11 protein-coding genes are annotated in these 15,655 nt (G+C 65.2%); 5 read left to right on the top strand and 6 right to left on the bottom strand.

Going from position 1 to position 15,655, the window contains the following annotated elements:
• Positions 1–43 precede the first annotated feature (43 nt).
• The 3 genes from V4558_02870 (at position 44) to V4558_02860 (ending at position 5,521) form a co-directional block, all read left to right on the top strand.
• Positions 44–1,501, top strand: coding sequence for a glycoside hydrolase family 30 beta sandwich domain-containing protein (locus tag V4558_02870; GenBank protein ID MES2304415.1), 1,458 nt, complete (start codon positions 44–46; stop codon positions 1,499–1,501).
• Positions 1,502–1,672: 171 nt separating this feature from the next.
• Positions 1,673–4,498 (top strand): hypothetical protein, encoded by a 2,826-nt coding sequence (locus V4558_02865; protein MES2304414.1) that lies wholly within the window; start codon positions 1,673–1,675, stop codon positions 4,496–4,498.
• A 123-nt stretch (positions 4,499–4,621) separates the two neighbouring features.
• Positions 4,622–5,521 (top strand): glycosyltransferase family A protein, encoded by a 900-nt coding sequence (locus tag V4558_02860; GenBank protein ID MES2304413.1) that lies wholly within the window; start codon positions 4,622–4,624, stop codon positions 5,519–5,521.
• A 21-nt stretch (positions 5,522–5,542) separates the two neighbouring features.
• Here V4558_02860 and V4558_02855 read toward each other — a convergent pair whose 3' ends face one another.
• From V4558_02855 to V4558_02840, 4 genes are all read right to left on the bottom strand, one after another.
• Positions 5,543–6,367: a polysaccharide deacetylase family protein gene (locus V4558_02855; protein MES2304412.1), complete on the bottom strand. Its 825-nt coding sequence runs from the start codon at positions 6,365–6,367 to the stop codon at positions 5,543–5,545.
• 186 nt (positions 6,368–6,553) lie between these two features.
• Positions 6,554–7,729 carry a GNAT family N-acetyltransferase gene (locus V4558_02850; protein ID MES2304411.1) on the bottom strand — a complete coding sequence of 392 codons (1,176 nt, stop codon included), beginning with the start codon at positions 7,727–7,729 and terminating at the stop codon, positions 6,554–6,556.
• Positions 7,726–8,394, bottom strand: a complete 669-nt coding sequence (locus V4558_02845) for a GNAT family N-acetyltransferase (GenBank protein ID MES2304410.1) — start codon at positions 8,392–8,394, stop codon at positions 7,726–7,728. The genes V4558_02850 and V4558_02845 overlap by 4 nt, the downstream gene beginning before the upstream one ends.
• Positions 8,395–8,432: 38 nt before the next feature.
• Positions 8,433–9,893 carry an oligosaccharide flippase family protein gene (locus tag V4558_02840; GenBank protein MES2304409.1) on the bottom strand — a complete coding sequence of 487 codons (1,461 nt, stop codon included), beginning with the start codon at positions 9,891–9,893 and terminating at the stop codon, positions 8,433–8,435.
• Between the two features lie 222 nt (positions 9,894–10,115).
• On the opposite strand from V4558_02840, the gene V4558_02835 reads away from it, so the two are divergent.
• Both V4558_02835 and V4558_02830 read left to right on the top strand, forming a co-directional pair.
• Positions 10,116–11,072 (top strand): glycosyltransferase, encoded by a 957-nt coding sequence (locus V4558_02835; GenBank protein MES2304408.1) that lies wholly within the window; start codon positions 10,116–10,118, stop codon positions 11,070–11,072.
• Complete coding sequence (locus V4558_02830; GenBank protein MES2304407.1) at positions 11,072–12,325, top strand: glycosyltransferase; 1,254 nt, start codon at positions 11,072–11,074, stop codon at positions 12,323–12,325. Before V4558_02835 ends, V4558_02830 begins: the two co-directional genes overlap by 1 nt.
• An 11-nt stretch (positions 12,326–12,336) precedes the next feature.
• Here V4558_02830 and V4558_02825 read toward each other — a convergent pair whose 3' ends face one another.
• Together V4558_02825 and tyrS are read right to left on the bottom strand one after the other, a co-directional pair.
• The gene (locus tag V4558_02825) at positions 12,337–14,367 is read right to left on the bottom strand and encodes a hypothetical protein (protein MES2304406.1); all 2,031 of its coding nucleotides are present in this window, start codon (positions 14,365–14,367) and stop codon (positions 12,337–12,339) included.
• A gap of 2 nt (positions 14,368–14,369) precedes the next feature.
• The gene (gene tyrS, locus V4558_02820) at positions 14,370–15,638 is read right to left on the bottom strand and encodes a tyrosine--tRNA ligase (protein ID MES2304405.1); all 1,269 of its coding nucleotides are present in this window, start codon (positions 15,636–15,638) and stop codon (positions 14,370–14,372) included.
• Positions 15,639–15,655 lie beyond the last annotated feature (17 nt).

The raw sequence follows: 15,655 nt of genomic DNA, 5'->3' as shown, positions 1-15,655 counted from the left end.
TGTCCCCAGTTCCGGATCTCGGTCCGGCAGGAGTGGTGTCTTCGTGACGACTACGGCGTACCAGAAGCTCTCTCGTCGCCGCGTGTTCGCGGCCGTTGTGTTCGGCTGCGTCTCGGCTGCGGCCTGCTCGGGTCAGGACGCGATCGTCTCACAAACGCCTCCGCCACCGCCACCGCCGAACGCCTGCGTCATGCCCGCAGGGATACTGCCGGCGGCCGCGGTGAGCGTCGTGGTCAATTCGCAGTCGCGCCGCCAGACCATCGATGGGTTCGGGACCACCATCCGCCTCTTCGACGACCCCCATCTCACCAACACCTTCGATCAGGCGACCCAGCGGGGGGCAGTGCTCGTTCCGGCTGCCGATCAGGCGCGCATTCTCGCTGCGCTTTACACCGACCTCCACCTCACCCGGATGCGTTACGCCACCGATCCCGGAGTGGAGATCGCCAATGACAATTCCGATCCGGCAGTCACGGACCTTTCTCGCTTTGACTTTCGCTGGAAGCGGCTCGACGGCCACGTGGAGTACGTCAAGGCGGCGCGCCCGTTCGGGCTGAACACCTGGTTCGGCGCCCCGATCGGCGGCGAGGCCTGGATGAGCCACAGCGATCCGGCCGAGTACGTCGAATGGGCGATGGCCATCATCCGGCGGTGGCGCGATCAGGGAGCCGCCCTCCCCTACTGGTCGATCTTCAACGAACCAGGCTACGGCAACGGCCTCTCGCCCGAGTTCATCCGCGAGGCGGTGAAGCGCCTCGGCGCGAAGCTCGCCGTCGAAGGGATTCCGACCCGGCTGGTGATTCCCGATGACGCCGACCCCGGCGTCGCGTTGCCGCGCGCCCAGGCGGTGCTCGGCGACCCGGTGGCGCGGCAATATGTCGCCGCGATTGCGACGCATCTCTACACCGGATTCGGCACACCGAGCCAGCCCAGCACGGGCTCGCTTGCCGAACTCTCGGCCCTGGCGAAGCAGTACAATCTCCCGCTCTGGATGACCGAGTGGTACAACCCCGACTGGTTCATCTGGGTACGGACGATGCATTCAATGCTGGGCGACTACAACGTTTCAGCCGTGGACTACATGTGGGGCTTCCTGGGCCAGTGGGAGAACAACGGTTCGCAGTTGATCACCGTGAACTCCACCGGCCCACTCTACAGCGGCTTCGTCAAGAACAAGCAGTACTGGGCCATGGGGCAGTATTCGCGGTTCGTGCTGCCGGGGTCGGTGAGGGTCGATGCGACCAGCAGCGACCCCGCCGTACTGGTGACCGCGTATCTGGTGGGAAATCGCATCGTGGTGGTGGCACTCAATACTGGCGCGGCCGAGAAGTCGGTGCAGGTGACCCTCGGTGCCGGTGCCCCCTGCGTCCTGCAGATGACCGCAGAGCGAACCACCTCCTTCGAGACGGCGCGCGTCCTCGATCCGGTCACCCTGACAGGACCCGGCTTCACCACGACGCTCCCTGCCGGAAGCATCACCACCTTCCAGTTGATCCCCTAGTTCGAAGGGGGCAGCTCTCGATTCTTGCAAGAACCGCGAGGTATCGCCTCGCGGCTTATCTGCGAGGGAGAAATTTCTCGACACCTGACTGGCGCACCACGCTAGAAGGCGACCGCTACAACTCACGCAAACCCGCGTCGATACTGATGTTCCATGCCGTCTGGTGCAGGGATGAACGTAACGATTCTCCTGGGCGCGATTCGTGCCATTCAGGGCTGCGAATGGGCGACACTGCCCTGCGGCAAGTCGCGCGACGTCACGGCATCGCGCCAGCCGATTCCTGACATTCTGACAGAGCCCCACATGCGCCTCATCCAGCTCCTGCTCGCAATAGCAATCTCCGGTTGCGCGTCCGATCTCGTCGATTCCACTGGGGTTGGTCCCCAGGCGAGCGCCCTGATTCTGACACCCGACTCGACGACCGTCGACCTCGCCGGCACGTTGCAGTTCGAGGCGAAGGCGCGGTGGTCGGACGGACACGAGCATCCAGCGTCGGTGAGCTACTCGGCATCGAGCGGTGAGATTTCCTCGACCGGACTTTACCGTGCGCCCGAGACGCCGGGGCTGGTTACCGTCATCGCGACCTGCGGCTGCGGCGTCGCCGACACGGCACTTGTCACGATCAAGGGTCCGTTCACAGCGACACAGCTGGTACTGACCCCGGAGTCCTCTGCTGTCGATACCGGCGCCACTCAACAGTTCGTCCCGGCGGTGACCTGGTCCGACAACGCCGATCATCCGGCGCTGTTGAGTTACACCGCCACGGGCGGCACAATTTCGCCGGTCGGGCTGTACACCGCGGGCAACGTCGCGGGTCAGTTCCAGGTGATCGCGACCTGTGCCTGTGGCGTTGCCGACACCTCCTTGATGCAGGTCGGCACTACCGGACCGGTGGCGGGGCTCTCGGCTCTCACCATTAATGTCGCCGGACTCCCTGCAGGGGCTCCCGCCCAGATTGATCTGACCGGGCCAGCCGGTTTCACTCGTCGCTTCTCCGCCACCACGCGCTTCGATTCCCTTCCGCCGGGCGAGTATGCGGTCCGCGCGAGTGGACTCTCGGTGTCGGGCAGCAATTTCGGCCCGGTGACGGCCGCGCAGACCGTGACCCTTGCAGGCGGCGGCGTTGGCGCGCTGGTGGTGAGCTTCCGTCAGCTTCTTTCCGATGGGCTGCCGGCACATCCGCGCGTCTGGATGACCCCCGATCGGATCGTGCGTCTGCAGACCCAGGTTGCCAACGGGACCCAGCGCTGGCTGCGGGTGAAGAGTGCCGCCGATGGTCAACTGGCCAAGGGTTCGGCCACGGGTGGCAACGACGTCTACCTCCTCCCCGAACTCTGCCTTGCCTATCTCGGAACGCGCGATGCGCGGTATGCGGCTCGTGCCGGTGTGGTTCTCACGGGCTACGCCGTCGAGAGCAACGACCTGAAGTACGACTCTGGCTACGGCGTCCGCTTCATGGTACCGCTGGTCACGATGGGACTCGACTGGTGCTACGATGGGCTCAGTGTGGCGCAGCGTCAGCAGGCAGCGACCTGGCTGATGAATCGCGCCGACTGGACCTGGCCGCAATCGACACCTGCGCGCGCCGGCGCGTGGGGCACCAGCAACGTCAAGAACAATTATTTCTGGGGCTTCATGATGACGGGGCCGGCGGCGCTCGCCGCTGCAGGGGATGACACCGGCACCGGAGCGATCAGCGGCACCGATCGCCCGGCGTGGCATCGCGCGCTCGCGTTGACCAAGTGGAATACGCTGGCGGTACCGTTCTTCAATGGTGAAGGCGAAGGTGGCGCGTGGTCCGAAGGCACCAACTACGACAGCAGTTGGCGCGTCGGCAGCTTCGCTGATGCCTTCCTCACGTCCGGTGCGCCACTCGCGAACTCCTTCCTCGCGGCGACGCTGCAGTGGCGGATGCACGCGAGCTTGCCCGGCGGTGTCTACAAGGTGCCGTTCGGAGCGCAGCCGCGCGACAGCCGCGCCTCTCTCTACAGCTACGACCGGATGTACGCGCTTTACGCCCTCCCCAATGCGAGCGGAGAGGTGGCGGGGCAAATACACTCCTGGCTGGACCTGATCGGGCAGACGCCTACACAAGAGTTCAACGAGGGAGCCGTACTGGCCGATGAGTTGCTGCGCTATGATCCGGCGCAGTCGAGCGTGCCGCTGGCAACGCTGCCAAAGAGCTATCACGCCATTGGCGCCGGGTTCTTTGTCTATCGCCAGAGTTGGACTGATCCCAACGCCACGGTGATGGCGTTCGAATCGGGGCCTACCGCAGATGCCGGTGCGCGCGATGCCAACGGGCTGATGATCTGGAAGGGTTCCTTCTGGATCTCGGCCACCGCCAACCTCTACAGCCAGAGCGGGATTGAAACCGACTCGCGGATGTACAACAACCTCACGGTGGGCGGACAAGGCCAGACCCTCTCTACCGGCAACGGGGGCGCCTTCACCGCACCGCCGGTGGTGACCGATGCGCTTGTGGTGGTGCGCGGGCAGGCGAAGAATGGCTATGGGTACCAGAACGAGTGGGCCAACACCCGAACAGTGTCTGACTACCTTCGCACGGTCGCATATCTGCCATCGCAGGACATCTTCGTGATCGTCGATCGGGCCACAATCTTGAACGCTGCGCTTCCCAAGACCTGGCGCTGGCATATGCGTGACGTGCCTCAGGTGAACGGGAACACGTTCCGGTTGCAGAGTCAGGCCGGTGATTTCCGCTGCTTCGGTACCGTGCTTTCTCCCGGCGATGTCACGCTCGGTAGCGAGACCTACAACCTGGCGCAGGGCGGCGGTGTCAGCAGTAGCGCGGTGACGGTGACGACGTCGGGGCGCGCGACAGATGTGGTCGTGACGGTGCTGCAGTGCACTGGCGCGCAGTCGGCGCCAGCCACGCCAACCGCGACAGTCGACGCCAACGAAGCAGCGGTGAGCGTGGCGGGGCGTCGGGTCACCGTCCCGCTCAACGAACTCCAGCCGGTTCGGATCGACTAGCGACCGACCCTGATCGCAGCATCTTCCCAGTCGGTGTGAAAACAGCTCCCCCTGCACAACGAAAGGAGGCGGGGGGAGCGCGTGTGATAGCCACGGTATGTCTCTTGCTCAGGCGTGACCCTCATGGACTCTCCATCAAGCGCCAATCCATTGCCAACGGCTCCTCCAACCGGCCAGTCACGACGCCCAAAGCTGGCCGCAGTCATTCCCGCGTACAACGCGGCCTCCGTGGTCGGCAATGCCATCAATTCCTTGCTGCAGCAGACCGTCCCCCTGGATGAGATCATTGTGGTCGACGACGGCTCGACCGACGCGACGGCTGCGGTGGCTGAGGCGACGGGCGTGCGGGTGATTCGGCAGGCCAATGGCGGACCTGGTGCGGCACGGAATACCGGTATCTTGGCGACTGAAGCGGACTGGATACTTCTGCTCGATGCCGATGACGTCGCATATCCTGACCGGGTCGCAGTTCAGATGGAGTGCCTGGATGATCCCCAGCTTGCCGTGGTGTGCTCCGACGACCTGGAGGGACCGGAACTGACCATCAGCCATGAGCTCCTCTGGAAGCGAAACCATATCTCGACCACGAGTGCACTCCTCCGGCGAAGCGCGTGGCAAGCCGTCGGCGGCTTCGACGAATCGCGGGCCTTGATTGGCGTGGAAGACTACCATCTGTGGCTGCGGCTGACGCGGATAGGATGGACCGTGCGGCGGCTTCACCGGAGGCTGTTCAGCTATACCCCAACCGCAACTTCGCTGACGGCGCAGACCGAGCGTTTCGTGAAGGCGGAATTGGAAAACGTCCGGGTGCTGGGTCAGGCCTTCGCGCTCGAACCTGCCGCGGTGCGGGAGAAGGAACGGGCAATCTTGCTGCAGTACGGGCTCGACCGCTTCCACGTACGAGATTTCGTGCTGGCCAGAAAATTTCTGGGCGGAGCCGCCGGTCTTGGGGCGCTGTCGTGGCCCGAGCGCCTTCGTCTCTGGCTCAGCCGGGTGCCAGCGCTCGCGCGGATGTTGCCATAACAGCGCGAAGCTCCTGTGCCGTCAGGCAAGGAGCTGAGGCCATCCGCAGACTGCGACGAATCGATCGAAAGTGAAATCATGTTCCACCGCAGTGCGATGCATATCCAGCACGTCAACTACGGTTCGCTGCTGCGTCCCGCCGTAATAGCTGAAGCCGTACGCAAAGCCTGCCTCGGTCATGGCGCGTCGCGTCACTTCATCAAAACATGAGCGGCAACCCACGGGGTAGCTCATGGCGATCGGTGCCTCACTCAACTCCTCGGCAAGACGCGCCCGGCATCCCGCAATCTCGGCCAGTTGGGCCTCAGGCGTCAGTCTGGCGAGGACGGGATGCGTGACCGTGTGTCCTCCGACACTCATGCCATTCGACTTCAGGTGCCGAATCATCGACCAGTCCATCCACAGATTTGAAGCGATCGCCCTGGCCTCTTGATCCACGTCGCCGTTCGGATCGAGTCGCTGCCGCAAGTCACTGAGAAATGCGGATGTCTGATCCCCGGGCAGTCCCTTGTAGATCCGAAGCAGACTGGACAGGGCATTCGCTGGCGAGGGAACTGAATCCTGCCTGAAAGTCTGCCATACATTGGCCAGCATTTTTGGGGCGCGATCCCCGGCTCGCACCAGCATCAATGCAATCAGGTCCCACCAGGCCAGTGAGGGAGTGTCGATGAACCCGGTAGTCACGAAGAAAGTTGCCGGGGCGCGATGCCCGCGCAGAATGGGAAAGGCAACTTCGGCGTTGTCACGGTATCCATCGTCGAAGGTGATCAGGGCCGGCTTGTCGCGTGACGAGCGCAACGCTTCCGGAAGCTCATCGAGCCCGACCACGTCGAAATTGGCCTTCAAGAAGCGGACTTGTCGATCGAACTGTTCGGCCGACGCGCTGAATAGCCCGGGGTCGAGCGGAGATCCAGAGGGATCGCCGATTCGGTGATAGCAGAGGGCGAGAAGGCGTCGATGCGCTCCGCGATGTGGCACCCGCCAGAGCCCGCTTCGAGTCACCAGCCTGGACAGGAGTTCGCGCTTGTTCATCTATTCACCATCAGCCGGGCTCACTGGCGGCGGGGTATTGGGTCGGCCACGAACGGCAGCACGGATCCGAACATATCGTTCCCGAAGCCATCGTTGTCCGCCGTCTGCAGCGCGCAAGAGCGGACTACGGAGGAGGCGAAGCCGAGTCAGGCGAGTGCCGTTGGTCCGATAATCGTGCTTGTAGGACTGCCCGCCCCGGAGGAAATCGTAGACCGTAATCCCCCGAGTCGATAGCACATCCATCAGGAGCAGGTTGGCCGCGATGCCGGGACTATGCACGGAGGCAAGCCGCTCTCGCGTCACTCCGCACTGGTAGAAGTGGAACTCCTGACCTTGAGTGAAACCGTAGATGACCGCGATCGAACGGTCTTGTTCCCTGAGCGTCGCGAGAATTGCTCGCCCCGATTCGGTCCACTGGAGTGCGAGATTCCGGTGCATCGTGAGGAACCGTGGACTCTCGAACGCTCCCGGCTTGTCGTCGACCTTCCATCGCGCGGTATGAAGGGCCACGAGGTCATCAAACGCGGACGCCGCCGAGGCGGGGGTATCTGCGATTGCCAGGGTGAGATTGTCGGCGGCCACATCGCGCAACAGCCGTCTGGTATTGCGGCGGGTCTTCGCCGACAGTTGTGGCAGCAACCCTTCGACTCCCTGGGCTATGTCGGCCCGAGGGCATTCTCCCCGGTCGAGGCGGATGGGCGGTGTCGGACTGCCTGGCGGCTCAGCCGCTGCAAGAAAAGTGGAGTTCACCGACATTTCGAGCAGGTCCAGCGCCTGCCAGTCTGTTGAGGCCATGATGTGCCGCCACATCGCCGCCGAAGCCTCCGTGGCATGCGCCGACGAGCAGAGCATATCCAGGTAATCCGGGCAGGTTTCCTCGAATTCGGCTTCACCCGTCGACACGAATCTCAGCACCCGGGCCGGAACCCGGGCCACGCGCTCGGAGGAAAGGTAGAGAGGCAGCACGGCCACGAGCTTGCCGTTGGAGCGGCCCGTCAGTACCCGTAACGACCCATCGGGACAATACTGTTGGCCATATGCGTCGAGCCAGGCCATGACCCAGTCGGGATGCAGCGGCGGGCTGCTGTTTTCCCCATGCTCATGGAGTGACCGCCATTCATCCATGATCGTCGAGAGCTGCTGCACTGAATGCAAGGATTCGATGTCGATTGTCACACGGAGTCCGTTCGTGGAGGTGCGGAACGAGTGAACACGGTGCGGCCAGGTGGCATGGTTCCCGGATCGTCCCACGTCCCAAGGTCGAGCCACCAGCGCGACAACAGGTGTGCCGTACGCAGTCGTGTCACTCGCTGAAATCCGGCTCGTGCGATCGCCATCCGGGAAGGGTGGTTCGTCGTCCGGGTATCAATTACCAATTCGGTGAGTCCAAGCGTCGGGGCATGGGCTCGCGCCGCCAGAAGCAGCGCGGTGTACAATCCTCTGCGCCGATGATTGGGGTCGGTGCGAAAGTCAAACAGCACGCCGCGATCAGGGTAGACGCGAATACTGCGGGTCAGCAGCACTCGGGGGTGCGTGGATAGCCATCCACTCGCCACCACCGGACCGCCTCGCTCGAGCGCCGCGGCAAGGAAACAATCACCCCGTTGCCAGAATAGTCGAGCGTCCGCCTGATCATGGACGGGATACGTCGTTGTTTCAGGGAACGGCGCCGCCGGGTTCGGCGCCTTGCCCACTTGCAAAGTATAGCCTGTGGGCATCTGGTCACTGTCGAACGGCTGGGGCCCCGCCACCGACACTTCCATCTCCACCACGTTGACAAGGCGACTCAGGGCACGGGACGCGATCCATGACATCGTTCGCGCACCTTCGGGCGTCTTCATCCTGTCTCACTCGTCATGACAAGTCTCCCCTTCACGGATCATGGCGCGGCGCGGGGCCGCAGCAGCGCAAGGACGCCGCTGGTACGAGCCGTGGCCGCGACCCACACGAGGAACGCTCCGCCCGCAACGAGTACCGTGACCAGCGGTCGAAAATGGCCGAACAGCACGAGGAAGGGGACCGGCAGCGCCCAGAGCGTCCGACGCGATAACGGCCCAAGGTACACCCGTGACCAAAGTCCCGGGAAAGCCTTCCTGCTCGCCTCCACCCGCGAGAGCGCGATGGTCATTCCACTGAGAAGTTTTGCAACCGGCCCGCCGATGATTCCGATCGAAGGCACCAGGATCAGCAAGAGTACTCCATTGACGATCTGCCCACGAAGGATGGTCCCAGCCACGAAATCGACACGGCGGAGCGCGACGAACCCCTCGAAGATCAGCGCATTCATGGCGTTCATTGGCAGGATGAAGAGGCCGACTGCGAGCGCGGGGCCACCCGCAGCATACTCCGCACCGAAGACGACACTCACGGCGGCCGTCGTCCCGGTGCTGGCCATGACAGCACCCGCCAGCAGCGCCCCCAGCAACGGGTACATGATCCGCGCGAGCACGCTCGTGATCCGCTTGGCATCCCCACCGAGTCGCATCAGGGTGGGAAGCGCCGCCGTCGTCACACTGTCGATCACGGCGCTCAGGCGATCGGCCAGCGACATCGCCGCGCTGTAGTAGCCCACCATTCTGTCGCCGAACAGGGCCGCGATCAGCGGCAACTCGATCCGGCCGAGCACCACGCCGACGATGCTGATCCGATAGAACGGAATCGCACGGCGTACCAGCACGCGCCACTGGCGTGGCCGCCAGCGGAGGCGGGCCGGTCCGTACAGGGTGCGGGAAGAGCGCGCCAGCATGGCCATGTTGACGATGGGACCCACGAGATACGAGGTGGCGAGTGCCAGCTCCGTCGGCGATATCGCCACGGCAATCACGGAGGCGACCGTCAAGAGCGTGCCGCTCCAGAAGGTCGATACGCTGGTGATACGTGCCTTGTCCCTTGCGATCAAGCCATCGGTCAGCGTGCCGGTGAGGGCGGTCGGAAGAATCCCGAACGAACTGATCAACATGACATGCGCCAGTGATGGCTTCCCTAACCAGCTCGCGCCTGCCGCCAGCAGCCACGCCAGCATCATGGCCAGGAGCGCCATCATCAGCCGGAGCGACAGCAGATCGTTCAATTCGTGGCGTGCGCCGCGCCCGCCTCGGGCCAGGTCACGCACCGCGAGCGCGCGCAACCCCAGGTCGGTGACGATGAGCGTCAGGGTGATCAACGAGAACGAAAGATTGAAGCGACCGAATTGTTCCGGACCGACGCGGCGGGTGATGTACCCCGTGCTGAAGAGGGCGACGAAGTTGAGCAGAATCGGAACGACGCCAAGCCAGCCGGCGTTCTTCCAGATCATCCCGATGTTTGCTGCGTCGGCCTCGTCGCGAGGCGTTATGGCCATTGCGGCATTCGCACCCAGTGCTCTGTCGAAGTCGATGCTCGGGGGCCCCGAGATGACCATTCGGGGAGACGGGACGATATCCCATCATCGTCGATCCGCCAAATCCGGCCCGCGTCAGGTCTGCTATGGGTGGCCGCGAGTCGTCGTCCCCCGCTATGTTTCGGTCACCCCGTCCGCACGACGGCACGGGGTGGGATCCCCCCCTACGTCGACCCCAGGGCAATGACCGAACTGCGCCGTGTTTCCGTGATCATACCGGCGTACAACGTCGGCAGGTTCATCGATGAGACGCTGGCAAGCGTTGCGGCACAGCGCCGTCCAGCCCACGAGGTCATCGTCGTCGACGATGGCTCTACCGACGACACCAATGTGCGGGTGCGCGCCTGGAACGGACACTGTGGGTCAACCCCGCTGGTCCTGCTCGACGGTCCGAACCGCGGCCTCAGTCGGAGTCGCAATCGAGGTATCGAGGCTGCCACTGGAGAGTTGCTCGCCTTCCTCGATGGCGACGACGCCTTCCTGCCGGGGCATCTCGAGCGACTCGTTCCCGCCTTTGCCTCCGATCCTTCTGTCGTCCTCGCCTTCGGTGACCTGGAGCGATTCAAGGATGGCGGCGCCGACCTCGGCGGCAACCTCGAGCTTATTCGTGCCGATCTCCGACGCATCTCGACCGACTTTCCTGCCCCGGGCTTGCAACGGCTCGGCGACGAGCTGCGCGCGATTCAGGTGCGTCAATCGATGATCCTGCCCAGCAGCTGGGTCGCGTCGCGCGCCGCCATCGACCGCAGCGGACTCTTTGATCCCGCACTCGAGTATGGCGAGGATGTCGATTTCTTCTGGCGACTGACGAGTACCGGCACAGTGGTCTGGCACGATGGCGCCACTGCGCGTCGTCGCGAGCACGGCAACAATGCCTCCGATCCCTCGCGTGCCGCGTGGTCCGAACCGCAGCTGCTACGCGCTGCGGTGAAGATGCAGCGCGAAAGCCCCGATCACTCCGCAGTGGAATCGGAAGCGCTCGATGGGTTGCTCAATCGTTCGATCTGGATCAATGGATGGCTTGCGGCGGGGCAGGGCCTGCGCCACTATCTCGCATGGCGACAGGAAACCAGCCAGCTCCTCGGTCGCCGGGTTCCCCCGCGCCTGAAGTTGCTGCTCCGCGCCGCACTCCGCGGCTGATGCCCCCCGCGGCGCCGGCAACCGCTTCACGGCCACGCGTCACCATCTTCTGCGATGAAGAGGCGTGGGGCGGCATCGTGACCTACGCCGTCGAGCTGACGCGTTCCCTTCCGGCATTTGGCTTTGATGCCACGTTGGTCGCGCCCGAAGGCCGGCCGTGGCATCAGGCTGCCGCCGAACTCGGTGTCGCCGTGCACGTGCCTGGCGAAGTCGCGAATGCGCTGTCTGCCGACGCACCGAAGAGTCGTGCCGGCCGCTGGCTCCCGACCGTGGCGCGCCTCTACCGCGCCGCGGCCCCACGGAGCGTCAAGTGGTTGCTCGGCAGCTGGGACGAGTACCGCTTCGTCCATCGGGCGCTGGCGGCCGTCCCCGCCGACCTGATCCACGTGCAGTCGGTCGGCGCCGAAGTCGCCGCGCTCGCGGCGCGTGCCCAGAGCCCGAAATGCCCTGTCATCTCGACGCTGCATTTCCCGCCGTCGATGGTGGCGCCGGAGCGCGTTCGCTCCTGGACATGGCGCTATCTCTGTCACCGGAACATGGCGGCGTTCGATGTCGGCATCGCCGTCTCGCGCGCGACGCTCGCCGACTGGGATGCCATTTCCGGCGTCTCGCTTGGTCCGCCGCGTGGCCGGGTGATCTACAACGGCAGCGCCTCGTCCGAAATCGTGCTCGATCGTGATGAAGCGCGCCGTCGTCTCGGGCTGGCCGCCGACGCGCGCGTGCTGCTCAATGTGGCGGCGTTGATGGAGTACAAGGATCAGGCGACCCTGCTCACCGCAGTCCGGCTGCTGCTAGACAGCGGCGATGAAGTGACGCTGGTCGTTGCCGGCGAAGGGCCCAACCGTCCGCACCTCGAACAGCAGGTGCGCGAGCTCGGACTCACTGACCACGTGTGCCTCCTCGGCCATCGCTCGGACACTGCGACCCTCTTCGCGGCGGCCGACCTCTACGTCCAGAGCTCGAAAGACGAAGCGTTCCCGATGGTGTTGCTGGAGGCGGGCTTGCAAGGGCTTCCGGTGGTCGCGACGGATGTCGGTGGGGTGGCGGAGCTGATTACCGACGGCGTCAACGGGACGCTGGTGCCGCCGGAGAACCCGGTCGAGATGGCCGATGGGCTGCGCCGGCTGCTGCGGGGCGGGGAACTCGGCGCTCGACACGCTCGCGAACTCTCACTCACGATCCGGGCATCGTTCCTGGCCGAGCATATGGTCCGCGAAACGGCCGCGGTCTATCGCGAGCTCCTCGCGCGGTAGCAGGGCCGGGGCTACGGCGTCACCACTCCCACCATCTGGATCACCTCGAAGTCCCCCGCGTGCACCTGCTTCAAGGTGTTGTTCACCGCATCGTTCCAGCGAGCGTCCGCCGTGCCGGAGAGGAAGAAGTCGCTGCCGTTGTCGGCGACGATCATCCCATAGGTCTTCAGCGCGCGCAGGATCACCTGCGCGGCCGCCGGATAACTGCTGATATCGAATGACGCCTTCAACCGCACTCGCATCCCCATCGGGGCCCGGAGCGGATCGGTGCTCGACGAGGCCCAATGCCGTGCTGGCGCGATGTATGCCTTGCGACTGTTCTGCACGGTGAAGCGCAGCGCGTGACGGATCTCGCCCTCCTCCACGACTTCATCGTAGCGCACCAGGCCCGGCAGGATCGGCAACCCTGCCGCATCGGCCGACGTCCAGCCCGCAGGGCGAAGTGCGCCGGTGGTGAGGTCGAAGATCGCGCCTGACCCCCCGCTCCATCCGCCGGGTCCGCCGACCAGCGCATAGATCTCGAACAACTTCCACTCATCCTGCGTGATCACCAGCAGATGCTGATCGCCGCCACCAGGTTCGATGGGCGGACTCGCCGGAATCGGATACGGCCCGGGATCACTCTCGTCGTCATAGTCAAACGGCACACTCACCCGCGGGAGATTGTCGGCAACGACGATATAGGGGATACCGAACGGCCCGCCCAGGTAGTTCGCACCGAAATCGGGATGCAATTGCCGCGTGAGGCCGATGCGCGTCAGGATTGCCAGCGAGTTCGGATCCACCGGATCGCCAGAAATGATGCGATTCCACTCGGAGTTGTCGGGGAAGAAGCGCCGACCGTGCAGCGACGCATTCAGGCCGAGGTCTGGCCGGACTTCACCGCCAGGCGGTGGCGGTGGTGGTGGCGGCGGCGGGGGCGGCGGGGTGCTCACCACGACGGTGTCGTAGATCCCCACCGGCGAGCCGACCGCTCCCGGGGCAACGATCCGAATAGTGTCGATCCAGGTTCCCGCGGGGAGCGCCTGGGTGTTTCGCGTCCAGCGCGCCATGCCGCTGCCGTTCCCGCCCCCAGCGGTGATGACGGTCCAGTTGTGCGCAGCAGTTGCCGTCCACGGGGCCGCGGCCGCCCCGTCGCCACTGAGGGTGATGCGCGCCGAATCGCTGCCCGCGTTGCTCCCGGTTGCGATCGCGGTTCGATGCCCGCGCGGCGTCACACTCAGCGACAGCAGCACCGGTGCCGCCGTCACCCTGACCGTGTCGAAGAAGAATGCTGGTGAGCCCTCGGCGCCGGATGCGGTCACGCGAATCGTGTCGACCCAGGTGCCGACGCCGAGTCCGGTGACATTGCGGAGCCAGTAGACCCACGATGTTCCGTTGCCACTCGTGGTGCTGAGGGTGTTCCAGGTCGCCCGCTTCGTGGCGTTCCACGACAGCGTTGGCGCTCCCGTGCCGGTGATCGTGAGCAGGGTGGAGTCCCCCGGGAGAGGGCTTCCCTGCACGGTGGTGTTGTTGCGGTGGGTCGGCCCGATGGCGAGCGCGAGTGGGACGGGCGCGGTGGTGATCACGAGGGTGTCGAAGATCACTGCGGGGGAGCCGCTCACCCCTGGTGCGACAATGGTGATGGTATCAACGGTGATGCCGGCCGGGAGCCCGGCGCTGTTTCGCTGCCAGCGCAGGACAGTGCTGCCCGAACCCGTTGTGCTCACAAGCGCCGTACGCGCGAGCCGACGCGAGACGCTCCAGCTGACTGCGGCGGCGCCGTCGCCCGTGACCGTGATCGTCGCCGAATCGGCAGGTGCCGCCGTGCCGCTCTGCGCCGTGGCCGAGCGCGTCGCGGGCGCGACCGTCAGGAGCAGTGGCACCGTCGTTGGCGGTGGCGGTGGTGGCGGTGGTGGCGGAGGAGGTGGCGGTGGGGGCGGCGGAGGAACCGCCGCCGGGGGCGGTGTGACGCCACCATCAACGGGTCCGTCGGCACACGCGACAGCGGCGAGCAGGATGCTCGCCGTGAGAAGGCCCTGCCACCGCCGCCGACCTGTCATAGCTACCCCTCCAATCGCAACGCCGCCCAGTTTCGCTTGCCCTTCCGTAACAGCACGACGCCGCCCTGGAGGGCATCGGCGCCGGTGACGATTCTCGCGGCATCCACCGACACGCCATTCACCGAGAAACCGCCGCCATCGAGTCCTCGCCGTGCCTCACCCTTCGAGGCCGCGAGTCCGCACTCCACCAGTGCGTCGATAATCCCGACACCTGCATCAAGCGCGCCGCGGGTGAGGGCCCGCGTCGGAACCTCGGCCGTGACCATCGCGAGTGTCGCCTCATCGGCCGCCGCGAGATCACCACTCCCGAAAAGGATCCCGGCGGCGAGCGCCACGCGGCGCACCGCATCCGCACCGTGGATCCGGCCGGTCACCTCGTCGGCGAGCCGCCGCTGCGCCTGTCGCTTCCCGGGGTCGGCCCCGTGGTCGCGCACGATCGCTTCGATCTCGTCGAGCTCCAGGAAGGTGAAGAACCGAAGCAGCCGACCGACATCGGCATCTTCCACGTTCAGCCAGAACTGATGAAACGCGTAAGGCGAAGTCTTCGCCGGGTCGAGCCAGATGTTCCCCTGTTCACTCTTGCCGAATTTGGTGCCCGAGGCGGTGGTCAACAGCGGCAGCACCAGGGCGTGCAGCTTGGCGCCGTCCCGCCGTGCGGCGAGTTCGATGCCGGCGGTGATGTTGCCCCACTGATCGCTGCCACCCATCTGGAGTTCACAACCAGCCGTGCGCGCGAGATGGGCGAAGTCGTACGCCTGCACCAGCATGTAGGCGAACTCGGTGAACGAGATGCCGCTGTCGAGCCGGCTCTTCACCGCGTCCTTCTGGAGCATGTAGTTGATGGTGAAATGCTTGCCGGCGTCGCGCAGGAACTCGAGCAGCCCGAGCCCGGTGAGCCAGTCGGCATTGTTGACCATCCGGGCCCCGCCGGCCGCCTCATGGAAGTCGAGGAATCGGGCCAGTTGGGTGCGGATGGCGGCGGCGTTCGCCGTCACCGTCTCTGTTGCAAGCATCGGCCGTTCGGATCGCTTGCCGGAGGGGTCGCCGACCATCCCGGTACCCCCGCCGACCAGCACCAGCGGGCGGCCGCCCAGCCGCTGCAGCCAGGCCAGCGCCATGACCGGGACCAGGTTGCCGACGTGGAGTGAATCCGCCGTCGGATCGAAACCGATATACGCTGAAATGGGACCCTGGCCGAGGCGATCGGCCAGGTCGGGGGTGGCATCGTGGACCATGCCCCGGGCACGGAGGACTTCAAGGAGGTTGGTCATTGCACGGCAAGATGCCC

The sequence above is a fragment of the Gemmatimonadota bacterium genome, from assembly GCA_040388535.1.
Lineage (GTDB): Bacteria > Gemmatimonadota > Gemmatimonadetes > Gemmatimonadales > GWC2-71-9 > Palsa-1233.
The sequence above is the reverse complement of the archived record's forward strand: the minus strand, read 5'-3'. Positions and strand labels throughout refer to the sequence as shown.